This is a genomic window from Pseudomonas sp. GW821-FHT02H06 (assembly GCF_059421525.1).
In genome coordinates, this window is sequence record NZ_JBWKVD010000007.1 from 73,197 (window position 1) to 97,277 (window position 24,081).

Consider the following 24,081-nt stretch of genomic DNA (forward strand, 5'->3'; position numbering starts at 1 on the left):
ATGGGTCCCACACGAGGCAATCGTCGAGGATGGAGATGCGCTGGCCGACTACACTGCAGCGGATGTAGGACCGTGTATCTCCCCAGACATATAAACCAACATTCGCCCTGTTGATTGGATACGTTTTCTTACAGTCTTTCGTCTAACAATGTTCAAAAGGCACGGCATAGCCGCTAGTCTCCCGACATCTGAACGCCGAACAACAAGCACTCCAACAAGAGCCGGCCATGACTGATCTGTCGCGTTTGCAAGGATTCGCAAATCACGCAGTCACTGCGTTGGAAGGCCGTTTCTTCCGTCCGCCACTGCCTGAGGGTTATGTATCGAGACCTCGATTGTGCGAGCGGTTGAGTGCGGGTCTGTCTGGGCGTCTGTTGTTGATCAGTGCCCCGGCCGGTTTTGGTAAAAGCTCACTGGCGGTGGAGTTCTGCGAGAGCCTGCCCGATCAGTGGCAGAACCTCTGGCTGGGTCTGAGCCACCGGGACAGCGACCCGGGCCGGTTTCTCGAACGTCTTCTTCGCGGTCTCCAGCAATTTTTTCCGCAGCTCGGCAGCCAGGCGCTTGGCCTTCTGAAAATGCGTCAGCGTCACCAGCCCTTTGCCTTCGAAGAGTGGCTGGACGGTTTACTGGACGAGCTGGCAATGCACCTGATGTTGAGCAAACCGCTGCTGCTGGTGCTTGACGACTACCACTTGGTGCAGGGCCCCGTGCTGGATCGCTGCCTGCAATTTCTCCTTAATCATCTGCCTGCGGGCATGAACATCATGGTCACCAGCCGGCAGAGGCCGAACTGGCACCTGGCGCGTCTGCGGCTGTCGCGTCAATTGCTGGAATTGTCCGAGCAGGACCTGCGGCTGACCGACGACGAGTCGCTGGCGGTGCTGGATCAACAGCGCAATGGCTTGAGTGAGGAAGCACTGCAGGCCTTGCTGCAACGCAGCGAGGGATGGGTGGCCGGCCTGCGATTCTGGCTGCTGGCGGCCAACGAAGCGGGCAGTAGTGCGCTGACCCAAGGGCTCAACGGCGGGGAAGGGCTGATCCGGGATTACCTTCTCGAAGAGGTCATCGATTGCCTGCCGGCGGACGTTCAGGTCTTTCTCTATGAAACGGCGTGTCTGGAGCGTTTTGGCGGTGCCCTGTGCAACGCCGCGCGCGACAGTCACGACAGCGACGAAATGCTCGGTTACCTGCAAGCGCATCAGGTGTTTCTCGTCCCGCTGGACGAGCACGGTCGCTGGTTTCGCTATCACCATTTGTTCTCGGATCTGCTGCGCGCGCGCGCCGGGCCCAGTGTCACGCCGCAACAAAGACGCGTGCATCTGAATGCCTGCCGCTGGTTCAGCGACCAAGGGTTGCTCGACGAAGCCATTGAACAGGCGTTGCGCGCGGGGCATCTGGATGTGGCGGCCAATCTGGTGCAGAACCTGTCTGAAGAACAACTGCTCGCCGAGCAAAACGTCGGCATGCTGCTGCGCTGGAAAATGGACTTGCCCGATAGCCTGCTGGTCAGCACGCCGCGTTTGATCGTGCTGTACGCCTGGGCGCTGGGCCTGGCGTGTCAGCTGGACGCGGCCGAGGAGTTGGGCAATCACCTCAGTCGATTTCTGCCGGCACCTTCCGCGACCGCGCAAAATTCGATGCTGGCTCAGTGGCTGGCGCTGAGCGGGATCATCGCCCGAGGCCGCGGCGACAGTGAAACGGCCCGGCGCTATTGCAGTGAAGCGTTGGTCAGTCTGCCGCTGAAGCGATATGGCCAGCGTTTACTGTGCCTGTCGATCCTGGCGAATCTGGCTATCACCGATGGAGATTTATGGCGCGCCCGTGCGCTGAACCGTGATGCCCTTGAGTTGGCGCAGCGGGTGGCCAATCCATTGTTTGAAGCGCTGGCGCACTACGACCGCGCTCGCACCTTGCAGGCCCGTGGCGAAACACTCCGCTCGATGGAGGAAGTGCGCCAGGGCTTGCGACGTTTGAATGGCCTGTCTTCACAAAAACTGTACGCGGTGCGCGCGCGCCTGACGTTGTACGAAGGCTATTTGCTGGTGCAGTTCCTTCAACCGGAGGCGGGGCGCGAGCGCTTGACTGCCGGGCTGGCCGAGGCACGCGCCTGCCGTGACATCAGCGTGCTGATCGGCCACTGCGTGATTGCCGGAATGGAGGGGCGCGAAGGGCGCTACGCCGAAGCCTTCGCCGAGCTGGCCGAGGCCGAGCGGTTGATGCACATCTGGGACGTGCCGCCGGTTTATTACCTGGCAATGATCACCCTCGCCAAATGCGAGCTGTGGCTGGCCCAGGGCCGTATCGACCTGGCCGACGCGTGGCTCCTGCGACTGGGGCAGACTTACGGCGGCAACCAACCCGCCGCCGCCCCGGAATGTTCGCCGCAACTGCCTCAGCAGATCGAAACGCTGCGGGCGGTTCTTGATCATATTCAGGGCCGCACCGAAGAGGCGATGATGCGGCTGCACGGTCTGGTGGAGTATGCCCAGCGGATCGGCGCAGGACTGCTCGGCCTCAATGCGCTGAGTCAGCACATCCTGTTGTTACTCGACACATCACGCGGGCCCGAAGCCGATGAGCTCTTTCTACAAAGCCTTCAGCTCGCCACGGGTGGTGCGGTTCTGCCCTTCCAGCGCCTGATCCGTGGTCATCCCGACTGGCTGCGTGAGCAACTGCATAAACGACCCTCATGCCGGCTGGTCGATTACCTGCTTCAGCAACTTCCTGAAGCTGCGCCTGGCCAGGGGCTGCCTTGCTTGCGCATGGCCAGCGAGCCGTCCACCTGCATCAGCGGCAATGGCGGCGACCACCTCAGCGCGCGAGAACTCAGCGTGCTGCAGCTGATCGCGCAAGGCTGCTCCAATCAGGAGATCAGCGAACGCTTGTTCATTTCCCTGCACACTGTTAAAACCCACGCCAGCCATATCAACAGCAAGCTGGGTGTTGAGCGACGCACTCAAGCAGTGGCCCGGGCACAAGAGCTGGGATTGCTGGGCTGATCGATCGGTATTTAAATACCTATTTATGCCAAAAAAAATCCACTTTAGGCATTTAATTGCCTTTTCTGCGCTTCAGTCCGAATGTTTAGGCATTAAATTGCCGAGCAGCCTGTGATGCAGCTGACCCTCCAACACTACCTGTCGGGACGATGGCACGACGCGATCAGCCTGCTATGAACGACGAAATACGCCAGCGCGGCATCATCCTCGACGAGCTTCGGGGTCAGTTGTTGGAGGGGAGCGTTTCCATGGGCGCTGCCGTCAAACGGCTGCGGACCGAAATCACAGGACTGCGCCAGGAGCAGTTCGCGAGCATGTGCAAAATCTCGTTGCGCACACTGCGTCAGATCGAGCAGGACGAGGGTAATCCGACGGTGCAAACCCTCAACGCCGTGTTCAGGCCCTTTGGTATGCAGGTCGGCATTATTCCATTGCTACGCCGGCCGGCGGGAACCAGTCTCTAAGGCGTAATCGCACCGATAAGCCCGACGGCAGGCTCAAGCAGCGGGCTGACCGGCCCACATGCTGGCCACGTCCAGCAGGCCCCACTCCTCAGCCAGTTCGAACTTCAGGATGCCGTCTCGTACCGTGGGGCACGCAAGGTTGATGACTTGCGGCTCGAAGGGCATTCGGGTCCGGGTGGACAGGAAAACTTTCACTTTCGGGTGCAGCAGGGACTGTTCATCCTGCTCGACCACCACGCCCAGGCGCTCGCTTTTCAGGCGAACCAGCGCGCCGACGGGATAGATACCAACGGTCTTGACGAAGTGCTGGAACACCTTCGCATCGAAGTGGCCTTTCCAGGACGCCATTTCGCGAACCGAATGCGCGGCATCCCAGCCCTTCTTGTAGGGCCGGTCTGAGGTCACCGCGTCATACACGTCACAAATAGCGCCCATTTTCGCCAGCAGGCTGATCTCGTCGCCCTTCAGGCCGTGGGGATAACCGCTTCCGTCGACCTTTTCGTGGTGATGCAGGCACACGTCCATCACCAGTCGGGTTACCCGCTCGCAACCCTGGAGGATTTCCAGCCCGGCCTGCGGATGATGCTTCATGACCTCGTATTCTTCGTAGGTGAGACGATCGGGCTTATTGAGAATGGCCGAGTCGATCATCATTTTGCCGACGTCATGCATCAGCCCCGCGACGCCGGCTTCCCGCACTTGATCCTCATCCAGATCCATCTGCCGCGCGAGCGCGACCATCAATGCGCACACCGCCACCGAATGCATGTAGGTGTACTCATCCGTCGTTTTCAGGCGCGACAGGCTGATGAGCGCGTGGGGATGGCGCATGACGGAAGTGGAAATTTCTTCAACCAGTAGATCGACGTCTTCGGTATTCATTGCCCGGCTCATCCGGGCATCGCTGAACATGGTCATCACTGCCGCTTTCGCGCGCCCGCAAATCAGGCGCGCGCGGGCCAGTTCCAGTTCGAGGCTGCACGCCCCAGTCTCGGCAGGGTCGGGACACTCGGGGGAGGTCTGATCCGCTGGCGAGCTATCGGCAGGGCTTTTGCCAAGGCGAGTGTCAATCCAGACCTCACGGGTCGATGCCTGAATGTGCCGCAACACCGCGTCGTCGCTGAGTTCGCGCTCGACGTGGGCAGTCCAGAAGGGATCGTTGATCCGTGGGCGGCAGAACTCGTGGATGTACATGCCCAGCGTGAGGTCGGAAACGGGGATTTTTCTTAGCATAGAGTCAGCTCTTGCGCGTGAATACAGCGCTGCCTTGCCTGAAAGTGAGAGCGATCTTTGTTCTTTGCTTCATCACTGCGCTTTCCTGTACTTGCGCATGGCCAGTATAGGAAAGCGCTGGGGAAATGAAACTCCCTTGAATGTTGTGGGAATTACACTCCTTATAGATAAATATCAAACCTAATCAGTAGCTTGCATAGATTATTGGCGTTGTTTGACAAATCTCGCATCGAATAAATGCGATGAACAGCATGTTCAAAATGCATATAAATATTTGCTTTTTATATTAAAGAATTGCTGCCCTTGGCCGTGCACTGGCGGTTCAGGCCGCGTTAAGGAATTTTTGACGGGGACCGTGCTCTAATTGCCCAAATCGTCGGCCTTTATGTTTGGCCGTAGAAAAGCAAAACAGGAGCTCTCCTTGATGTTGACCTTTCGCCGTTTGATCATCGCTGCCACCGCACTGACCGTGCTTTCCGGCTGCGCGACGCAGAATCCATACGACAATCAGGGGCAGGCGCAGAACTCCGGCGGGATGAGCAAGACCGCCAAGTACGGCGGTCTGGGTGCATTGGCCGGCGCGGTCGCCGGTGCTGCCATCGATCACAACAACCGTGGCAAAGGTGCGCTGATTGGCGCTGCCGTGGCAGGCGCGGCATCTGCCGGTTACGGCTACTACGCCGACAAGCAGGAGGCTGCACTGCGCGCCAGCATGGCCAACACCGGTGTTGAAGTTCAGCGTGAGGGCGACAACATCAAGCTGGTGATGCCGGGCAACATCACCTTCGCCACCGACTCGTCTGCCATCGCCAGCAGCTTCTATGCGCCGTTGAACAACCTGGCCGGCTCGCTGAAGCAGTACAACCAGAACATGATTGAAATCGTCGGCTACACCGACAGCACCGGCAGTCGCCAGCACAACATGGACCTGTCGCAGCAGCGCGCCCAGAGCGTGGCGACCTACCTGACTTCCCAAGGCGTTGACGCAGCTCACCTGTCGGTGCGCGGTGCCGGTCCTGATTCGCCGATCGCCAGCAACGCCGACGTCAACGGCCGTGCCCAGAACCGCCGCGTCGAGGTCAACCTCAAGCCGATTCCTGGCCAGCAGTACCAACAGCAGCAATAACCGCGTGACGTGAAACCAAAAACCCCGGCCAGTGAGCCGGGGTTTTTGCGTTTGGACCTACGGGCGCTTAGCCCGGGTAACGGTCATGCATCTGCGCGAGCAACGTGTCCTTGTCTTCCCACAGCCGGTTGATCCACTGCTGAAACTCCAGGCGGTAGGCATCGTCCTGGTCGTAGCTTTTGCCAATGAACTGCGGCGGGATCTGCACTTCTTCAAAATGCGCGACGACTTCGCGCACGTCCCCGCAGAGCAAGTCCCAATACCCTGGCCGACCAGCCGGGTAATGAATGGTCACGTTGACGATGGATTCCAGCTGCTCGCCCATGGCATCCAGCACGAAAGCAATGCCGCCTGCCTTGGGCTTCAACAGGTAACGGAACGGCGAGTTCTGCTGTGCGTGCTTGGCTTCGGTGAACCGCGTGCCTTCGACGAAATTGAATATGCCGACCGGGTTGTTGCGAAACTTCGCACAGGTGCGGCGGGTGGTGGCCAGGTCCTTGCCTTTCTTTTCCGGATGCTTGGCCAGATACGCCTTGCTGTAGCGCTTCATGAACGGAAAGCCTAGCGCCCACCAGGCAAGGCCAATCACCGGCACCCAGATCAGCTCTTGCTTGAGGAAGAACTTGAGCGGGCGAATGCGTCGGTTCAGCACGTACTGCAGCACCATGATGTCGACCCAGCTCTGGTGATTGCTCGTCACCAGGTACGAGTGCTGATAGTCCAGGCTTTCCAGCCCGCTCAGGTGCCATCGGGTGTGACCAAGCACATCCATCCAGGCGTTGTTGTTGCTGATCCACGCTTCGTGGATGTGGCTCATCAGCCAGTCGGTGACCTTCTGCGCGGCCGGGAAGGGCAGGCACAGTTTGAAGATGGCAACGACGAACAGCGGCGTGCAGCAGAGAATCGTGTTGAGCGCCAACAGCAACGAGGCGATGACGCCACGCAAAGGGGCGGGCAGGAAATCCATGTGAATCGAACTCCGGGGCAGTCAGCCGCCGGTGGGTGCCGGCGGGGTTATTGTGGGCATGCGATATTGCAGCGCAATGTTATTGCGGCAGCGTGGCCGCCTGAATCGCCGTCAGTGCAATGGTGTAGACGATGTCGTCAACCTGAGCGCCCCGCGGCAGGTCATTGACCGGCTTGCGCAGGCCTTGCAGCATCGGACCGAGGCTCACGCAGTCCGCACTGCGCTGCACCGCTTTGTAGGTCGTGTTGCCCGTATTCAAATCCGGAAACACGAACACATTCGCGCGACCCGCCACTGGGCTGTTCGGCGCCAATTGTCGGGCGACGTGCTCGTTGGCGGCGGCATCGTATTGCAACGGCCCGTCGATCAACAGACCGCGCTGGGTTTCGCGCGCCAGTTGCGTGGCTTCGCGGACCTTTTCCACTTCCTCACCGCTGGCCGAGTTGCCGCTGGAATAGCTGATCATCGCCACCCGCGGTGACAGGCCGAACGCCACGGCCGAGTCCGCGCTCTGCACGGCGATTTCCGCCAGCTCGGTGGCGGTCGGGTGCGGGTTCATGATGCAGTCGCCGTACACCAGCACCTGCTCCGGAAACAGCATGAAGAACACCGATGAAACGAGGGTGCAACCGGGTGCGGTCTTGATCAGCTGCAGGGCAGGCCGAATGGTGTTAGCGGTCGAATGGATCACCCCTGACACCAGTCCGTCCACTTCGTCGAGGGCCAGCATCATGGTGCCGATCACTACCGTGTCTTCCAGCTGCTGCTCGGCCATCGGCGCATTGAGGTTTTTGCTGCGGCGAAGATCAACCATCGGCGCGACATAGCGCTCGCGGATCTGGTCCGGATCGAGAATCTCCAGGCCCGGCGGCAAGTCGATGCCGTGGGCGCGCGCAACGGCGTTCACTTCCTCGGGCTTGGCCAACAGCACGCAGCGGGCAATGCCCCGGGCCTGACAAATCGCCGCCGCCTGGACGGTCAACGGCTCGGCGCCTTCGGGCAGCACGATGCGCTTGTTTGCCGCCTGGGCACGCTGGATCAGCTGATAGCGGAACACCGCGGGCGACAGGCGCATCTCACGGGGCGTGCCGCAACGCTGATGCAGCCAGTTGGCATCCAGATGGCTGGCGACGAAATCGGTGATGATCTCCGCGCGCTCGCGGTCATCGATGGGGATTTCCTTGTTCAGCTGATTGAGCTGCGTCGCGGTGTCGTACGAACCTGTGCTCACCGACAGCACCGGCAACCCGGCCTGCAGCGCGCCTCGGCAGAGATCCATGATGCGCGGATCGGGCAGGGTGTCGCTGGTCAGCAACAGTCCGGCCAACGGCACGCCGTTCAGCGTCGCCAGGCTCACCGCTAGAATGATGTCATCGCGATCCCCCGGCGTGACCACCAGCACGCCCGGCTTGAGCAACTGCAGCGTGTTGAGCACCGTGCGGGCGCAGATGATGATCTTCGACATGCGCCGCTGTTCGTAGTCACCGGCGTTGATCACTTGCGCACCGAGCAGATCGGCGACGTCGCGGGTGCGCGGGGCGTTGAGGTCGGCCTGAAACGGGATGCAGCCAAGTAAACGGAAATCACCGCTGCGCAACAGCGGCGAGTGTTCCTTGAGCCGCGCCGAGAAGGCTTCCATGCTCTCGTCGGTGCGCACTTTGTTGAGGATCACGCCGAGCACTTTCGGGTCTTTCGGGCCGCCGAACATCTGCGCCTGCAGCTCGACGCGGCCGGAAAGCTCGGTCAGCACTTCGTTTTCCGGGGCGGATACGAGAATGACTTCCGCATCCAGCGCCTTGGCCATGTGCAGGTTGACCCGCGCGGCATAGCTGGCGCTGCGGGTCGGGACCATGCCTTCGACGATCAACACATCACGGCCGATCGAGGCTTCCTGATACAGCTTGATTATTTCTTCCAGCAGCTCGTCAAGCTGGCCTTCGCCGAGCATGCGTTCGACGTGGGCCAACCCCAACGGCTTGGGCGGCTTGAGGCCGTGGGTGCGGGCGATCAATTCAGTCGAACGCTCCGGGCCCAGATCCCCGGGATGAGGCTGGGCGATCGGCTTGAAAAAACCGACCTTGAGCCCGGCGCGCTCCAGGGTGCGCACCAGCCCCAGGCTGATGGACGTCAGGCCCACACCAAAATCTGTGGGCGCGATAAAGAAAGTCTGCATGCGGGCTTCTCGAAAATGAGCAGTGCAAGGGTCATGGCGCTATGAATTCAGCCATCGGACCGGATAAACCAGGACGCTGTTCAGTCGCAGCGTCTCAACGGGGCCCAAGGTTATCGTTATCTGACCCCTACGCGCACCAGCCGCAGTGAAAGGACTGACCGATTTTCGCCTGGCGCTGCGCGGGATCGAGCACCCAGGCGCGGGATTGCCAGGGCGGGTCGTGACGCAAATGCTGGGTGTGACCGCAGGAGAGCACGACCACCCAGTGACCGTCCGGGTCCTGAACAAAGCCGGTAATGATCGAATGGGGGGAGGGGGCTTTCGGGGATTCCAATCGGGGCCGTCCGTCTGAGTTGCGTTCGCTTTCGCGCGAGTGCTTGGTTAGACTTGGTCGCTCATATCTATTTGCAAAAGGTCTCGCCCCATGCCGATCGCCGCCAACAAGGCTGTCTCCATCGACTATACCCTGACCAATGACGCTGGTGAGGTCATCGACAGTTCTGCCGGCGGCGCGCCGCTGGTTTACCTGCAAGGTGCAGGCAATATCATCCCGGGTCTGGAAAAAGCGCTGGATGGCAAGGAAGTCGGCGACGAACTGAAAGTGGCCATCGAGCCTGAAGATGCGTACGGCGAATACTCCGCCGAGCTGGTCAGCACCCTCAATCGCAGCATGTTCGAAGGCGTCGACGAACTGGAAGTCGGCATGCAGTTCCACGCTTCGGCGCCGGACGGCCAGATGCAGATCGTGACCATCCGCGATCTGGACGGCGATGACGTCACTGTCGACGGTAACCACCCGCTGGCCGGTCAACGCTTGAACTTCGATGTGAAGATCGTCGCCATCCGTGATGCAAGCGAAGAAGAAATGGCCCACGGTCACGTTCACGGCGAAGGTGGTCATCACCACTGATTGTCCTGCTAAGCTGAATGAGTTGGCCAGGCGTCCTCGCGGTCTTGTGAAAACGTTTGTTTTTGCGGTCTGACAGGGCGCCTTTTTCGGCCAAGGGTTTCTAGGGGAGTCGTCATGAGTGTATTTCACGAGCTGAAGTTGAAGGCTCTGGATGGCCAGGAGCTGCCCCTCGCCCCGCTCAAGGGCAAAGTGGTTCTGGTGGTCAACGTCGCGTCAAAGTGTGGCCTGACGCCGCAGTACGCTGCGCTGGAAACCCTGTATCAGAAGTACAAAGACCAAGGCTTCAGCGTCCTCGGGCTGCCGTGCAATCAGTTCGCCGGCCAGGAGCCTGGTAGTCAGGAAGAGATTCAGGCGTTCTGCTCGCTGAACTACGGCGTAACCTTTCCCCTGGGGGACAAGCTTGAAGTCAACGGACCGCACCGGCATCGTCTGTATCAAATGCTCGCGGGCGAAGGCGCCGAGTTTCCCGGCGACATCACCTGGAATTTCGAGAAATTTCTTGTCGGCAAGGATGGACGCGTTCTGGCCCGCTTCTCCCCAAGCACGCTTCCGGATGACGCCAAAGTGGTGAGTGCGATCGAGAAGGCACTGCCCTAGTATTTCAATTCGCTGTCCTTCTTTTGAGCCTTAATCACTCCAGTCAATAGTGCTTCGTATCCCCTGCGCTTCGGCTCATTCTGTATGACCTTCATCATATTTCCAGAATGCCGAGGACGCCTGCATGCCTGTTCAAGCCTTGTTCAAACCCTTCCACTTGGGCAGCCTCGAGTTGCCGACGCGCATCGTCATGGCGCCGATGACCCGCTCGTTTTCACCTCGCGGCGTACCCAATTCCAAAGTCATCGAGTACTACCGTCGTCGTGCGTCTGCGGGCGTTGGCTTGATCATCACCGAAGGCACCACCGTCGGGCACAAGGCGTCGAATGGCTACCCCAACGTGCCGCAGTTCTTTGGCGAAGCGGCACTGGAAGGCTGGCGCAAGGTGGTGGAAGCGGTTCACGAAGAAGGCGGCAAGATCGTGCCGCAACTCTGGCACGTCGGCGCCGTGCGTCGTCTGGGTACTGAGCCGGATGGCACGGTGCCGGCCTATGGCCCGACCGAGAAGCTCAAGGACGGTAACGTTGTCGTTCATGGCATGAGCAAGCAAGACATTGACGAGGTCATTGCAGCGTTCGCCCAGGCGGCGAAAGACGCGAAATCCATCGGCATGGACGGCGTCGAGATCCATGGCGCCCATGGTTATCTGGTCGATCAGTTCTTCTGGGAAGGCACCAATCAGCGTACCGACGAATACGGCGGCGACCTCGCGCACCGCTCACGCTTCGCCATCGAGCTGATTCAGGCGGTGCGAGCCGCCGTGGGCCCGGATTTCCCGATCATCTTTCGGTACTCGCAGTGGAAGCAGCAGGATTACAGCGCACGGCTAGTGCAAACGGTTGAAGAGCTCGACGCATTCCTCAAGCCGCTGTCCGACGCGGGCGTGGACATTTTCCACTGCTCGACGCGGCGTTTCTGGGAGCCCGAATTCGAAGGCTCCGACCTGAACCTGGCCGGCTGGACGCGCAAGCTCACGGGAAAGCCGACCATCACGGTGGGCAGTGTCGGACTCGACGGCGAGTTTTTGCAGTTCATGGTCAACACCGACAAAGTCGCCCAGCCTGCGAGCCTGGAAAACCTGCTCAAGCGTCTGGGTGACGAGGAGTTCGATCTGGTCGCAGTCGGCCGTGCGCTGCTCGTCGACCCGGACTGGGCATTGAAAGTGAAGGAAGGCCGCGAGCACGACATTTTGCCGTTCAGTCGCGAAGCCTTGGGTCGGTTGGATTGACGGTCCGGTTCCGTCCTTGATCGGGGACTACACCCCCAAAACAACCCCATCCCGCGTCTCGCTCGCAGCGCGCAGGTAAGTCTCGAATGAGTCGATAATCCCGGCCCATCCCTGACGACTGGCGTGCTGCCGGGCGTTCAGCCTGACCCGGCGCAACGTTTCGTCATCCTCCAGCATCCATCGCGCGGCATCAATGAAACCTTCCTCATCCCCCGGCATCGCCACTGCGCCGTTATGGCCGTGGCGAATATGTTGGGCCGCCGCCGCTTCGTCATAGGCGACTACCCCCAGCCCTGACGCCAACGCCTCCAGCACCACGTTGCCGAAAGTTTCAGTCAGGCTCGGAAACAGAAACAAGTCACTCGACGCATAGTGCGTTGCCAGCGAATCCCCTCGCTGGGTGCCGCAGAAGATGGCTTCCGGGAGCTGACGCTGCAGCGTCGGCCTGACCGGTCCATCACCAACAATCACCAGCCGCAGGTTCTTCTCGGGATAGGTGCTGACCAGACCATCAAAGGTGGTCTTTAGCAGGCCCAGGTTTTTCTCCGCGGCCAGCCGCCCGACATGCAGGACGGCCGTATCGCCCGGTTCAAGGCCCCAACTTTCACGCAGCGCACTCGAACGTTTCGACGGGTGAAACAACTGGCAATCAACGCCCCGGGACAGCAACTCCAACCGCTCGAAGCCTCGGCGTTCGAGCTCGGTTTTTTGCGTGAAGCTGGGCACCAGGGTGGCGTTGGAGCGGTTATGAAACCAGCGCAGGTAGGTCGTCAGCAGGCGCGTGATGAAACTCAGCCCGTACTGCCGCGTGTAGTGCTGAAAGTTGGTATGAAACCCGCTGACGATGGCAATCCCCAGCCGCCGCGCGGCGCGCAGCGCCGAAAGACCAAGCGGCCCTTCTGTCGCGATGTACAGCACGTCCGGGCGATTGCGCTGCCAGCGGCGCAGCAGTTTGTGCATCGACGACTGGCCCCACTGCAATCCGGGATACCCCGGAATCGGCCAGCCACGGCACAGCATCAAATCTTCCCCGGCCGCGCGCAATTCATCGTCGGTCTGCCGCGGCCGAATCACCTCAACCCGATGCCCCCGCAGGCGCAGCCCGTCGCACAAACGGCTGAGCGTATTGGCCACGCCGTTTATTTCCGGTGCATACGTTTCGGTGATCAGGGTAATACGCAGGGATTTACTCATGAGATCAGTTTCTGAGCGGGTCATTGCGCTTGTGTGGCGGTTGAGTGATGGATTTGTGACTGCAAATGGCTGGCCGGGATTCGGTATTGGCCGCGCTTGATCCTGACCGGTTTCAGAGCGACATACGACCCGGTCAGGTTCGGATACGACTGCGGTGACACGGGACGCGTCATTTACCAACGGTGAAGGGCACAAGCCTCGACTCGCCGATGCGTTCGAAGGCAGCCGGCTCCGGCACGTAGTGGGTCTGCACCGGGTTCAAACTGGTCAGTTGCAGGTGCGAACGGGGCTCTGCGGGCCTGGCAAGGTTCGCGGATTCAGCGTTGAGGGTCTGTGAAACGAAAGGCTGAGTCGCCTGCGCCAGTGCTTGCATGAATGCGGGAGCGTGGGGTTCCGGCTTCTTCTGCCTGTCCATCACAAAGGACGCGGGGTTGGCGGTCGTTTTTAGCAAGGTGTTAAGCGGTGTTGATTCCATGGGCATTTAACTCCTGTGGGTGACTACGCCGCGAGATTGAAACGCGGCGAGCGAATGCTCGCCCGGAGTGGGCATGTCCATGGTCAAACAAGGAAGCTGTGGGACGTTGTGAATAGTGTTGTAGGAACCGTCCTGATTTTCCGGAGGTTGATTAAAACAGTGTTTCCGCCTTTAGCATGCGTCGCCTCAACTTCTGGAGGAAACGCTGTGTCCGAGCCATTCAATACACCACCTGCTGCCGATTTGACGGCGTTGCCTACGAACGGCCCGCCGTTTTATACCGTGTCGCTGATCAAGCTGACGGTGATGATGTTCACCACTTGCGGGTTGTACGGGCTCTACTGGTATTACAAGAACTGGTCGCGGTACAAAGCCTGTTCGGCGAAACCGATCTGGCCGGCTATGCGCACGCTTTTCTGTTTTTTCTACTTTCCCTCACTGTTCAGCAAGGTAAATTCCGCGCTTAAAGAGACGGGTCGAGGCGGTATCCCTTACTGGGGCGTCTACGTAGCAGGGATCTACCTTCTTACGTTTACCCCTTCGATTGTCACTGGGTACGCATCGGGTTGGGGTAGCAGCCCATCCGCAGCGCTGGGGCTCATCCCGACCATAGGGGTCTACACCATTACGGGGCTGGGCCAGTTCCTGATTATCCTGAGGGTGCAATCGTTCATCAACCGGTTGGACGGCAAGTCTGGGGATAGTCGCAGGATCCGCTTCACGTTTGGGGACGTGGTCTGGACGGTGATAGGCATCTGTTATTGGGCGCTTTTAATGCTGATCTATGGTTGGTTGAGTCCAGCAAGCATGTAATAAAAAGGCCTCAATCGAGGCCTTTTCAATAAATCAGCGAATCCGCTCTGCCAGCGTCTCCGCCCCACGCTCCCTCACCCAGAACAACGTCGCTCCCGCCACCGCCGCCGGCATCATCAGGATGTTGACCACCGGTATCAGCAGCACCAGATACACAATCCCGCCGAAACTCATGCTCTGCCAACGCTTGGCGCGCAGCCAGGCGAGCATGTCTTGCCAGCTCATTTTGTGGTTGTCGGCGGGGTAGTCGATGTATTGGATAGCCATCATCCACACGCCGAACATCAGCCACAGCGGCGCAGCGACGAGGTTCACCACGGGGATCCACGAAAGGATGAACAGGCCGATGGCACGAGGGAGAAAGTAGCCCAGTTTGCGCATTTCCCGGCTCAGGGTGCGCGGGACCATTTCCACCAGCTCTCCCCAACTGAACGCAGGAAAATCGTCCGTCCCGCGCAGGACCACTTCCACCTTCTCGGCGAGAAAGCCATTGAACGGCGCGGCGATGATGTTGGCGATCATGGTGAAGGTGAAGAACACCATCAGGGCGACAAGCGCCACGAACAGGGGCCATAGAATGTAATTGAGAAAGCCGAGCCAACTGGGTAGGGTCGGCATGAAGGAGTCGACCCACAGCCTGAATTCGTGGCCGGCGAAGTAGATCATGGCGCTGAACAGCACCAGATTGATCGCCAGCGGCAGCAGGACGAACAGGCGCAGACCGGGGCTCAGGACCAGTTTCAGGCCTTCGCGCAAGTATTGCGGGCCGGACAGGGCGGGTGCAGGCATGTGTGCCTCCAGGCAGTGATATCGCGCCGACCATACCGGCTTTGCTGCAGGGGCGGAAGCGCAGCAGCAGGGGCGACACTCGCTGAAACAATCGTGCAGCGGTGAAGTCTATGCAGGACTGCGATCGCGAAGCGGAAGATGCACATAGCGCGGGCCTATGAGCTGGATTGTGAAACGATATTTCCTTAATCTTCTCCGCCCCGATAAGCTTGCGGGCAACTTTCACCGTTGCTGTGCCCCACGTGGCAGCTTCACGTTTTCAGGATCGGCGGGCGCCACCCTTGCGGCGTAGGCCTCGTCAGTCCCAATCCTCTCAACCGGTACGCCGGTTCAGACCCAGTGACTCCGACCACGCGTAACGATGGCCGGTCAATAGGAGTGTGTCATGTCTGATGTACGTCATTCGCGAGTGATTATTCTCGGCTCCGGCCCTGCCGGTTACAGCGCGGCAGTCTATTCCGCGCGCGCCAACCTCAAGCCGTTGCTGATCACCGGGATGCAGGCGGGTGGTCAATTGACCACCACCACCGAAGTCGACAACTGGCCGGGCGACCCCCATGGCCTGACCGGCCCTGCATTGATGGAGCGTATGCGCGAACACGCCGAGCGTTTCGAGACCGAGATTGTGTTTGATCACATCAATGCAGTGGATCTGGCGGGCAAGCCGTTCAGCCTGAAAGGCGACAACGCCACTTACACCTGCGACGCGCTGATCATCGCCACTGGCGCCAGCGCCCGTTACCTGGGTCTGCCGTCCGAAGAAGCGTTCATGGGCAAGGGTGTTTCGGCCTGTGCGACCTGCGACGGTTTCTTCTATCGCAACAAGCCGGTCGCAGTGATCGGCGGCGGCAACACCGCTGTCGAGGAAGCGCTGTATCTGGCCAACATCGCCAGCAAGGTCACCCTGGTTCACCGCCGCGATACCTTCCGCGCCGAGAAGATCCTGATCGACAAGCTGCATGCACGCGTCGCTGAGGGCAAGATCGAGCTCAAACTCAACGCGACCCTGGACGAAGTCCTGGGCGACAACATGGGCGTGACCGGTGCGCGCTTGAAGAACAACGACGGCAGCTATTCCGAAGTGACCGTCGACGGCGTTTTCATCGCCATCGGCCACACGCCGAATACCAGCCTGTTTGACGGTCAGTTGGCGTTGAAAGACGGTTACATGGTCGTTCAAGGCGGTCGCGAAGGTAATGCGACGGCCACTAGTGTTGACGGTGTTTTCGCCGCCGGCGACGTGGCGGATCACGTGTACCGTCAGGCCATCACCTCGGCTGGCGCAGGCTGCATGGCTGCACTGGACGTCGAGCGCTACCTGGACGGTCTGGCGAACGTTTCGTTCTGACCTGATCTCCAGCTGCAAAAAAACCGGCTCAGTGAGCCGGTTTTTTTATGTCCGTCAATTTTACTCAATGACTCAAGCGCCCACTCAGGCCTTGGGCTTGAGCGGCTCGGCGGAAAACTTCACGCCGGCCAGACCGTTCGCGATCAGCGCCCGAATGTTGCCGTGGTCAGAGCCTTCCGGCGTCTCCAGCACTGAGCGGTAGTGCTCGCCAAAAGCCAGCAGCGCTTCTTCGTCGCTCAGGCCTTCCAGCAGCGCCAGGCCGAGGGTCTTGCACGAACCTTCGTTCTGGCCAGCGGCGCTTTCCACCGGGCCGTTGCTGAACGCCTGAGGCTGATAGTCGTAGTGTGCGGCGATGAAGGCGAGCGTGTCGGCGAACATATGATTGCCGCTGGCGAGGCTGGCGCGCAGGGCGCTCAGGTCAGTCATGCTTGGGTTCCTTGGCAAACGCGGCTTGCTGCTCGGCGCTGGCTTCTTTCTGGTACGTGGATTTCCACTCGCTGTACGGCATGCCGTAAACCACTTCGCGGGCGTCATCGAGGGTGATGTCGATGTGCTTCTCGTCGGCCTCGGCCTTGTACCACTTGGACAGACAGTTGCGACAAAAACCGGCGAGGTTCATCAGGTCGATGTTCTGCACGTCCTTGCGGCTGTCCAGGTGTGCAACCAGACGGCGGAAAGCGGCGGCTTCGAGTTCAAGACGTTGTTGCTCGGTCATGGTGTGCTCTGTCGGTATTAAAGATGGGCGGATGATAAGAGTGGCGGCCAGGCCGGGCAAGCGTGCGTCTGCAACGGCAAGCCCAGTGGATCAGCGTGCCGCCGCCAGGGTGATCGACACCGATTCGGCAAAACGCAGCGCGTGGGGTTTGTCGACTTCGACTTCGGCGTATTGCACCGCTTCATGGGTCATCACCAGGTCGAGCACTTCCTGCGTCAGGCGCTCGAGCAGGGCAAAGCGGTTGCTTTCCACGTGCTGGATGATCGCCTTGGTGATGGTCCGGTAGTTCAGCGCGTGATCGATGTCGTTGTCGCGCACCGCTTCCTGTGCCGCGTACAGGATCGTCAGGTTGATCAGCACGTCCTGCTTGTTGAGGATTTCGGCTTCGTTGATGCCGATAAACGTACGCAGGCACAGGTCTTTGACCCTGATGCGTGCGGTACCGGGTTCGAGTCTTGCCATGGACTACTTGCTCCGTCCGATCAATTGCAGAAATTCCATGCGGGTCGTGGTCGACTCGCGGAAGGCACCGAGCATCACCGAGGTGTTCATGGTCGAGTTCTGCTTTTCAACGCCGCGCATCATCATGCACATGTGTTGAGCCTCGATCACCACGGCCACGCCTGCGGCCTTGGTCACGTCCTGAATCGCATCGGCGATCTGCCGCGTCAGGCTTTCCTGAATCTGCAGCCGCCGCGCGTACATGTCGACGATGCGCGCGATCTTCGACAGACCCAGGACTTTTCCGGTAGGAATGTAAGCCACGTGAGCCTTGCCGATGAAAGGCAGCAGGTGATGCTCGCACAGCGAGTACAGCTCGATGTCCTTGACGATCACCATCTCGTCGCTCTCGGACGCAAACAGCGCGCCGTTGACGATCTCTTCCAGGGTCTGCTCGTAGCCATGACACAGGTATTGCATCGCCTTGGCGGCGCGCTTGGGCGTATCCAGCAGGCCTTCGCGTTCAGGATCTTCACCCAGGCCGACGAGGATTTCACGGTAATGCTGTGGCAGTGACAGGGTCATCAATGGTTCCTCGGGGCGGCTTACTTGACGTGCCGTCCGCCGTTTACGGTCAGAGTGGTGCCGGTGACGTAGGAGTTATCCAGCAGATAGCGCAGGCTCTGGTAAATCACCTCGGCGCCGGGTTCGATCCCCAGCGCCGATTTTTCCAGTGTGCGTGCACGGTATGCCGCGTCGTCGTCGGGTTGAAACATCAGCATGGCCGGGGCGATGCCGTTGACCTTGATGTGGGGCGCATAGCGGGCTGCGAAGGACAGGGTCAGGTTTTCCAGGCCTGCCTTGCTGGCGCTGTAAGCGATGTGCTTGCTGCTGCCCCTGCGCGTGACGTCGTCGCTGATGTGAATAATGTCGGCCGGCTCCGAGCGCCGCAACAACTCGGCGCAGTGCAGATTGATGAGGTAAGGCGCCAGCATGTGCACACTGAACATTTGCATGAACACACCCGCTTCGTCCCCTGGCGTCTCGGCCAGCCAGTCTGACGCGTTGTGCACGATAGCCCTCAGGCTGTCGGTCTGCTCCTGGAGTCGGGCGACGAAATCCAGGATGCTCGTCTCCGAAGAAAAATCAGCTTGAAGCACCACAGCGCCCTGCGCCTTTAAATGCTGCACGCCCGGCCGCTCGCTGCGGTAAGTGATAATCACAGGCTGGCCTTCCGCCAACAGACGCTCGGCGCAATACAGGCCGACACGCTGGCTGGCACCGGTGATCAATACAGGGGCGGGGAAGCGGGCCATGATCTTCACGCATTCATCAACGGGGAGGGAGGTCTGGCGAATCGGTGCTGAATGACGAACAGTGGGTGCTCGCAGTGCGGCATCGAAAACGACCGTCGGGCAAAGTTACCCCAACGGTCGATACTTGTACAAGCACGGAAAAATGTACATGTTTTGGATAGGCGCTCCGCTGTGACATTTCATCGCGGTTGGGTATGAACGCCCCTGATTAGCGCCCTTCGCCGGAAGCTAGCGCGTGGAGGCGGGCTCGGTCGAGCCGACCGGTGCAGGCGTGTTGCTGTGCAGCCACCCCGCCAACAGATGGGTCGACAGCGGGATGAACCAGAACACCATCAATGGGGTGAGGATCAAGGTGCTGATCATGATGCGCGGGAACAGCTCCAGCTGACCGAGCAGCGGCCCCAGCGCGAAGTTGAAGATCAGCGACACCGGAAAGAATGCCAGCCAGATGGCAACGGCCTGCTTCCAGCGCGGCGGGCGCTGACCCACGGCGCCAAACCAGCCGTCGATGCCGCTCACCCGGTGCACCGAATTTTTGGCAAACAGACCACTGCCGCGCACCAGCCAGGAGCGTCGGGAGGCAGAATGCTCCCAGGCGTGCATGGTGGCTTCATCGGCGAAGCGGAAAATAATCTGGAATTCATCATCCCCGGGTGGCGGAGCGAGCACGCCTGACCCTAGATAGCCGGGGAAGTCTGTAGCGAGTTGTTCGCCTTCATGCAGCCAGGCAATCAGTTCCTGATAGCGGCCATGGGCGACGCGACGGGCAACCATCAGCGTGACGGGTGAGGTAGACATTGTGTATCTCCGATAAACAAGTGAGGTTCCCGGGTAGGGAAATCACATGGCGCGGCGCCGGGGTGGTGGCGATGCGTCAGCTTCACTGGAAAAAGCAAGCAAGGATTATTCCTGAAACCTGCGATAAAGCCAGAGGTGTTTGTCGGAAGGGGAGAGCTGTCGCGAAGGATCGCCGGATCAGGCAATCCTAGAGGTGCATCGAGGGGTGAATCTTGCGGTGTTCCTGAAGAATGTACTGACGCAGGCGCTCGGTGTCTTTCTTGCTGTTCTGGCTCAATCGATACGCGGCCAGACCATGCTGGGTCAAACGTTCGAAAGTGCCGCGCAGCGCGATAGGCACATAGCCCTCCGGACTGAACCAGGCAGCGAAAGATTTTGGCGGCTTGGTCTGTTTGCGCATTTCCAGCAGGATGCCTTTGAAGGAAACCTCATGCACCCAAAGCGCGGTGGGCGAGCCCCTTTGCGTTTCCAGAGGCATCGGCTCGGGCAGTATCAGGCGCCATGGGCGGATGCGCGGGCCTTCTTCAAAGATGCTCGGCGCACCCAGCTCCAGATGCAGCGCATGAAATTCGTCCTCCACCAGATGCAGTGGGAAGGTCATTTGCTGATTATCGAATTGAGCCTGAATCGTGACTTGCTCATGAGCGGCGAGGCGAGTCAGCAGATCCTGAATCTGCACACCGCCGTTAACCACCAGACTGCTGGATTTGTCGCGCACATTCAGCGTGGGGTTGTGCTGCATGTTCTGGATAAACTCCAGCTCATCAGGCGTGAGGATGTTGTCGCGCTGCATGGTCAAGCTCGATTAACCGGTTATTGAGAAAGCAGACAGATGGTTCGCGTTTAGGTTGCGACCGTTCGTCAGTTGCCAGATGTTACCCCTTCAAGATTTCATTCTCCAGCCGAGCTTGCGCCCGTTCGGCATTTAACTCGACTCCTTTCCGCCGGGCGTATGGCCATTGGGTCGGATCAATTGGAGTGCCGATCTGAAGGTAGTACATAAGCAGAGATGGGACAGGAAATTTCCAGCATCGTTGAAAGTCATTTGGATCAACGGCGCGCTGATCACTGGGCTTGCCGTCTGGCATCGCAACGCTGGCAGTTCAAGACATGCCGCCGCACTGAGGCATAATGCCGCACAATTTTTACCGGTCACAGGATTAACCCATGAAAGTCGCGATTATTGCGGGCTCGGTATATGGCTCGGCTGAAGAGGTCGCCCGCCACGCCCAACAGATCATCAAGGATGCAGGGTACGAGGTGCTGTTCAACCCACGCGCCACCCTGGCCGATTTGCAAACCTTTGGGCCGCAGGCTCTGCTGGCAGTGACCTCGACCACGGGGATGGGCGAGCTGCCGGACAACCTTCAGCCGCTCTACCACCAAATCCGCGACGTGCTGCCTGCTGCATGGCGTGGGCTGCCCGGTGGTGTGATCGCCTTGGGCGATGCGAGTTACGGCGACACGTTTTGTGCGGGCGGCGAGTTGATGCGCGAGCTGTTTGGCGAGCTTGGGATCCGCGAGGTGCAGGAAATGCTGCGACTGGATGCCAGCGAAACCGTGACGCCGGAAAGCGACGCCGAGCCCTGGCTGGCAGCGTTCATCGGGCAGTTGAATAGCTGAGTGGCGCGCTGACTGCGACCCGTCCCGATCAAGGCATGACCAGCCATCCCCCAACATTATTGATCACCATTCAGCGGGTATTGTGTTGATTGTGACCCGGCAGCGAGTCGTTGACACTCGATGACTGTTTCGCCCGCTATTGCCGCTGCTGACGCCTGATTAGTTAAGGACAGCGGTGGCAAAGTCGGCATCATCATTGGGAGAGCAGCATGAGTGAGTCCGTACGTTTTGAAGACAAAGTGGTAATCGTCACCGGTGCGGGCGGCGGATTGGGGCGAGCTCACGCGCTGCTGTTCGCGCAACATGGCGCGCGCGTGATCGTCAACGACCTCGGCGGTTCGGCCCATGGCGAAGGTGCCAATGCTTCAGCGGCGGATCGAGTGGTCGCGGAAATCCGTGAAGCGGGCGGCGAGGCGGTTGCCAATCATGATTCGGTCACCGACGGCGACAAGATCGTCCAGAACGCCCTCGATGCCTTCGGCCGCGTCGACGTTGTGGTTAACAACGCCGGCATCTTGCGCGACAAAAGCTTCGCCAAAATGGAAGATGCCGACTGGGATCTGGTTTACCGCGTGCATGTTGAAGGGGCCTACAAAGTCACCCGCGCGGCCTGGCCCCACCTGCGGGACCAGAATTACGGCCGCATCATTTTTACCTCGTCCACTTCCGGCATTTACGGCAACTTCGGTCAGGCCAACTACGGCATGGCCAAGCTCGGCCTGTACGGGCTGACGCGCACGCTCGCGGTCGAAGGGCGCAAAAACAATATCCTGGTCAACGCCATCGCGCCCACCGGTGGCACGCGCATGACCGAAGGCTTGATCCCCGCCAGTGTGTTCGATCTGCTCAAGCCAGAGTTGGTCAGCCCACTGGTGGTGTACCTGGGCAGCGAGCAGTGCCACGACAGCGCCGGCCTGTATGAAGTGGGCGGCGGCTGGATCGGCAAAGTCCGCTGGGAGCGCAGCCTGGGCGCCGGCTTCGACCCACATGCAGGCTTTTCACCGGAAGACGTCGCGTCGCAGTGGCAAACAATCAGTGACTTCAGCGATGCGGTGCATCCGGCTGACAATGTCGAAGCGCTCAAGGAAATGATGGCCAATCTGCAGAAATTTTCCTGATCGTTGTTTTATCAATAGTCGGCCAGTTCGGGCGATCGAACTGGCCGTTTTTGTAGGAAGGTTATTTGCCGCGATGTAGGAACGGTCTCTGAATGAGGCAATGATTCCGTCTTCACTTTTTCAGCCTAAACCCCGCCCCGAGTCGCCCGACATGCCTGAGGATCAACCGATTTTCAGGAGGTTTTATGATTGGCAATCTGAGCAAGGTGCAGGAGCGGCTGAGGGTCTACAGCGCTGTCCCGGACAAGCAATTTAACGTGCGCTCCGGCCTTAATCCTCAAGAGGAGGCGGTAAAGCAGAAGGTGCGTCAGTACTGGGCGGACAAGAGCATTCCTGATGTTAAAAAGCTGGAGGGCTTGAACATCAACCTGGCTGGATTTGATCCGCGTAAGACCAGTAACAGGCAACTGATGGAAATCGGCGTTCTACTGGCCGAGCAAGGAATTATCGATGGAGACCTCATTGGCTCTATGTCTAGCATCAATGTCAAGTTCGATGCGCTAGGAAACGAGATTAATATGGATGAGGAGGTCAATGCGTATGAGTTCTTCACCCAGCAATTCGATCGACTGCAGGATTCTATCAAGCAAGGCAATGAAATGGCGAAGGGCGCCGTGGTGGATCTGAACACCGCCGTTTCTGTGCTGATGGCACTGGAGGAACATGCAAAGCGTCCACGCGAGCGCTCATTGGTGAATATTCGTGCCTGAGGTATATGAGTGCGCAGCCAGGGGCACAACCGATGTGCCCCCCGGCCTTCAGCTGTTACATGGGGACCACGCAACTTCCTGAGTAACGCGTCGGCACAGGACTTTGTACGTTATCGAGTACCAGTCGGAATGTGCCAGCACCGAACAAGCCTGATGGATCGTACGTTTTACCAGTCACCGAAGACCAACTTCCCCCTTCAAGCTGTTTAGGAATGTCGCTAGAAACGCTGTGGGATCTTTCTGAGCTTTGTTTTTGAGCGGAAGGATGGACCATCGCAAGCATGAAAGGCATCCGGAAAGTGTCCTGAGTCCAAAGCAAAAAAAAGCCGCTGCAATCGCAGCGGCCAAATAAGACGTTGAATCCAGGAGCTTCAAAACACAACGTCGGTGACGACGGTCGAGCGCATCCTCAAGCCATTCAAGGGCCAGTGGGCTGCTCAGAGGGCGCGAAGGTTAAGGGGTTTGTTGAAACCGAAACAGCGTGCTTTGTGACAAGCAGTTTTACAGCCACAGCAACAGTAGGACCTCGCAACGGGGTCGCAGGAAACGCTCTTTTTTCCTGCTTCATGGGTCGGCTGGTCTCGCCCATCGCTATCAATAGTTATCCCATCGATCTGCGACTCAGCGGTTTAGATGACAGCTCTTTCGGATTGCCCACGTATTTCACACTTTGGCTGGATGCCTTTGTGGCGCGGGCGGTCATCTTGGAGCTGTAGAGATGTCTGATCACTTTTTCAAAAATCATCCCCATCAGAAAGCGGGTTCGCTGCTCGATCACGCCAATAACGAAGGCGAGCTGTCTGCGTTGCTGATTGCGCATTTGCGCGAAGCCCCGACCGTACGTCTGGCCGCCAGGCAGATGCTGACGCAAGCACTGGGTCGCGTGACACGATTTCCCAACCCTGACGCGTTGTTCATTCACAGAAACAATCCTGGAGGATCCGATCCGGCACCGCTCTCGCTGACCGAGACTCTGTTGCGTGCGTTCATCGGAGACACCGCTCACCTTGATCATCAACAAGCGGTGTTGTCGACGCGAAGAGA

General features: G+C 59.3%; 25 protein-coding genes and 1 pseudogene. 11 read left to right on the top strand and 15 right to left on the bottom strand.

The window, feature by feature from the left end:
* Positions 1–227: 227 nt before the first annotated feature.
* Both AC07VF_RS13555 and AC07VF_RS13560 read left to right on the top strand, forming a co-directional pair.
* Positions 228–2,999, top strand: a complete 2,772-nt coding sequence (locus AC07VF_RS13555; protein ID WP_495009135.1) for a winged helix-turn-helix domain-containing protein — start codon at positions 228–230, stop codon at positions 2,997–2,999.
* Positions 3,000–3,172: 173 nt separating this feature from the next.
* A complete protein-coding gene (locus AC07VF_RS13560) occupies positions 3,173–3,463 on the top strand; it encodes a helix-turn-helix domain-containing protein (protein ID WP_282371939.1) in 291 nt (96 codons plus the stop codon).
* A 33-nt stretch (positions 3,464–3,496) separates the two neighbouring features.
* Here the strand turns inward: AC07VF_RS13560 and AC07VF_RS13565 are convergent, their stop codons facing one another.
* Entirely contained in the window at positions 3,497–4,696 is a 1,200-nt protein-coding gene (locus AC07VF_RS13565; RefSeq protein ID WP_495009134.1) for a cyclic di-GMP phosphodiesterase, read from the bottom strand.
* A gap of 424 nt (positions 4,697–5,120) precedes the next feature.
* Here AC07VF_RS13565 and AC07VF_RS13570 point away from each other — a divergent pair, with 424 nt between their 5' ends.
* The gene (locus tag AC07VF_RS13570) at positions 5,121–5,822 is read left to right on the top strand and encodes a YiaD family glycine zipper/OmpA-like lipoprotein (RefSeq protein ID WP_192171876.1); all 702 of its coding nucleotides are present in this window, start codon (positions 5,121–5,123) and stop codon (positions 5,820–5,822) included.
* 67 nt (positions 5,823–5,889) lie between these two features.
* Here AC07VF_RS13570 and yihG read toward each other — a convergent pair whose 3' ends face one another.
* The 3 genes and pseudogenes from yihG to AC07VF_RS13585 form a co-directional block, all read right to left on the bottom strand.
* The gene (gene yihG / locus AC07VF_RS13575; RefSeq protein WP_495009133.1) at positions 5,890–6,789 is read right to left on the bottom strand and encodes a 1-acylglycerol-3-phosphate O-acyltransferase, YihG family; all 900 of its coding nucleotides are present in this window, start codon (positions 6,787–6,789) and stop codon (positions 5,890–5,892) included.
* Between the two features lie 79 nt (positions 6,790–6,868).
* Entirely contained in the window at positions 6,869–8,962 is a 2,094-nt protein-coding gene (gene pta / locus AC07VF_RS13580; RefSeq protein ID WP_495009132.1) for a phosphate acetyltransferase, read from the bottom strand.
* A gap of 127 nt (positions 8,963–9,089) precedes the next feature.
* A pseudogene (locus AC07VF_RS13585) lies at positions 9,090–9,418 on the bottom strand (DUF3565 domain-containing protein).
* On the opposite strand from AC07VF_RS13585, the gene AC07VF_RS13590 reads away from it, so the two are divergent.
* From AC07VF_RS13590 to AC07VF_RS13600, 3 genes are all read left to right on the top strand, one after another.
* A complete protein-coding gene (locus AC07VF_RS13590; protein ID WP_074884740.1) occupies positions 9,387–9,872 on the top strand; it encodes an FKBP-type peptidyl-prolyl cis-trans isomerase in 486 nt (161 codons plus the stop codon). The pseudogene AC07VF_RS13585 and the gene AC07VF_RS13590 overlap by 32 nt on opposite strands.
* Positions 9,873–9,986: 114 nt before the next feature.
* Positions 9,987–10,469 (top strand): glutathione peroxidase, encoded by a 483-nt coding sequence (locus tag AC07VF_RS13595; RefSeq protein WP_192171873.1) that lies wholly within the window; start codon positions 9,987–9,989, stop codon positions 10,467–10,469.
* 124 nt (positions 10,470–10,593) lie between these two features.
* Positions 10,594–11,697, top strand: a complete 1,104-nt coding sequence (locus AC07VF_RS13600) for an NADH:flavin oxidoreductase (protein WP_495009131.1) — start codon at positions 10,594–10,596, stop codon at positions 11,695–11,697.
* 27 nt (positions 11,698–11,724) lie between these two features.
* Here the strand turns inward: AC07VF_RS13600 and AC07VF_RS13605 are convergent, their stop codons facing one another.
* Together AC07VF_RS13605 and AC07VF_RS13610 are read right to left on the bottom strand one after the other, a co-directional pair.
* Complete coding sequence (locus tag AC07VF_RS13605) at positions 11,725–12,891, bottom strand: glycosyltransferase family 4 protein (protein ID WP_495009130.1); 1,167 nt, start codon at positions 12,889–12,891, stop codon at positions 11,725–11,727.
* A 169-nt stretch (positions 12,892–13,060) separates the two neighbouring features.
* On the bottom strand, positions 13,061–13,366 hold the full coding sequence (locus AC07VF_RS13610; RefSeq protein ID WP_495009129.1) for a hypothetical protein: 306 nt from the start codon (positions 13,364–13,366) through the stop codon (positions 13,061–13,063).
* Between the two features lie 207 nt (positions 13,367–13,573).
* On the opposite strand from AC07VF_RS13610, the gene AC07VF_RS13615 reads away from it, so the two are divergent.
* Positions 13,574–14,179 (top strand): hypothetical protein, encoded by a 606-nt coding sequence (locus AC07VF_RS13615; RefSeq protein WP_495009128.1) that lies wholly within the window; start codon positions 13,574–13,576, stop codon positions 14,177–14,179.
* A 33-nt stretch (positions 14,180–14,212) separates the two neighbouring features.
* Here the strand turns inward: AC07VF_RS13615 and cysZ are convergent, their stop codons facing one another.
* Positions 14,213–14,968 (bottom strand): sulfate transporter CysZ, encoded by a 756-nt coding sequence (cysZ, locus tag AC07VF_RS13620; protein ID WP_495009127.1) that lies wholly within the window; start codon positions 14,966–14,968, stop codon positions 14,213–14,215.
* Positions 14,969–15,353: 385 nt separating this feature from the next.
* Here cysZ and trxB point away from each other — a divergent pair, with 385 nt between their 5' ends.
* Complete coding sequence (gene trxB / locus AC07VF_RS13625) at positions 15,354–16,316, top strand: thioredoxin-disulfide reductase (protein ID WP_495009126.1); 963 nt, start codon at positions 15,354–15,356, stop codon at positions 16,314–16,316.
* A gap of 84 nt (positions 16,317–16,400) precedes the next feature.
* Here trxB and AC07VF_RS13630 read toward each other — a convergent pair whose 3' ends face one another.
* From AC07VF_RS13630 to AC07VF_RS13660, 7 genes are all read right to left on the bottom strand, one after another.
* On the bottom strand, positions 16,401–16,742 hold the full coding sequence (locus tag AC07VF_RS13630) for a HopJ type III effector protein (RefSeq protein ID WP_495009125.1): 342 nt from the start codon (positions 16,740–16,742) through the stop codon (positions 16,401–16,403).
* Positions 16,735–17,031: a DUF1244 domain-containing protein gene (locus AC07VF_RS13635; RefSeq protein ID WP_192171866.1), complete on the bottom strand. Its 297-nt coding sequence runs from the start codon at positions 17,029–17,031 to the stop codon at positions 16,735–16,737. The genes AC07VF_RS13630 and AC07VF_RS13635 overlap by 8 nt, the downstream gene beginning before the upstream one ends.
* Positions 17,032–17,121: 90 nt before the next feature.
* On the bottom strand, positions 17,122–17,493 hold the full coding sequence (gene folX / locus AC07VF_RS13640; protein WP_065991860.1) for a dihydroneopterin triphosphate 2'-epimerase: 372 nt from the start codon (positions 17,491–17,493) through the stop codon (positions 17,122–17,124).
* A gap of 3 nt (positions 17,494–17,496) precedes the next feature.
* Entirely contained in the window at positions 17,497–18,057 is a 561-nt protein-coding gene (folE, locus tag AC07VF_RS13645) for a GTP cyclohydrolase I FolE (protein WP_192171865.1), read from the bottom strand.
* A 20-nt stretch (positions 18,058–18,077) separates the two neighbouring features.
* The gene (gene folM, locus AC07VF_RS13650) at positions 18,078–18,788 is read right to left on the bottom strand and encodes a dihydromonapterin reductase (RefSeq protein WP_346627121.1); all 711 of its coding nucleotides are present in this window, start codon (positions 18,786–18,788) and stop codon (positions 18,078–18,080) included.
* A gap of 228 nt (positions 18,789–19,016) precedes the next feature.
* On the bottom strand, positions 19,017–19,586 hold the full coding sequence (locus AC07VF_RS13655; protein WP_192171863.1) for an antibiotic biosynthesis monooxygenase: 570 nt from the start codon (positions 19,584–19,586) through the stop codon (positions 19,017–19,019).
* A gap of 187 nt (positions 19,587–19,773) precedes the next feature.
* Entirely contained in the window at positions 19,774–20,379 is a 606-nt protein-coding gene (locus tag AC07VF_RS13660) for a hypothetical protein (protein ID WP_192171862.1), read from the bottom strand.
* Between the two features lie 374 nt (positions 20,380–20,753).
* Between AC07VF_RS13660 and AC07VF_RS13665 the strand changes: the two genes are divergently transcribed.
* The 3 genes from AC07VF_RS13665 to AC07VF_RS13675 all read left to right on the top strand — a co-directional run bounded on the left by AC07VF_RS13665 (position 20,754) and on the right by AC07VF_RS13675 (position 23,037).
* Complete coding sequence (locus tag AC07VF_RS13665; protein WP_192171861.1) at positions 20,754–21,209, top strand: flavodoxin; 456 nt, start codon at positions 20,754–20,756, stop codon at positions 21,207–21,209.
* A 209-nt stretch (positions 21,210–21,418) separates the two neighbouring features.
* Complete coding sequence (locus tag AC07VF_RS13670) at positions 21,419–22,327, top strand: SDR family oxidoreductase (protein WP_346626991.1); 909 nt, start codon at positions 21,419–21,421, stop codon at positions 22,325–22,327.
* Between the two features lie 185 nt (positions 22,328–22,512).
* Positions 22,513–23,037 carry a hypothetical protein gene (locus AC07VF_RS13675; RefSeq protein WP_282371925.1) on the top strand — a complete coding sequence of 175 codons (525 nt, stop codon included), beginning with the start codon at positions 22,513–22,515 and terminating at the stop codon, positions 23,035–23,037.
* 601 nt (positions 23,038–23,638) lie between these two features.
* On the opposite strand, the gene AC07VF_RS13680 is transcribed toward AC07VF_RS13675, so the two are convergent.
* Positions 23,639–23,959, bottom strand: coding sequence for a hypothetical protein (locus AC07VF_RS13680; protein ID WP_346626993.1), 321 nt, complete (start codon positions 23,957–23,959; stop codon positions 23,639–23,641).
* Between the last annotated feature and the right edge of the window lie 122 nt (positions 23,960–24,081).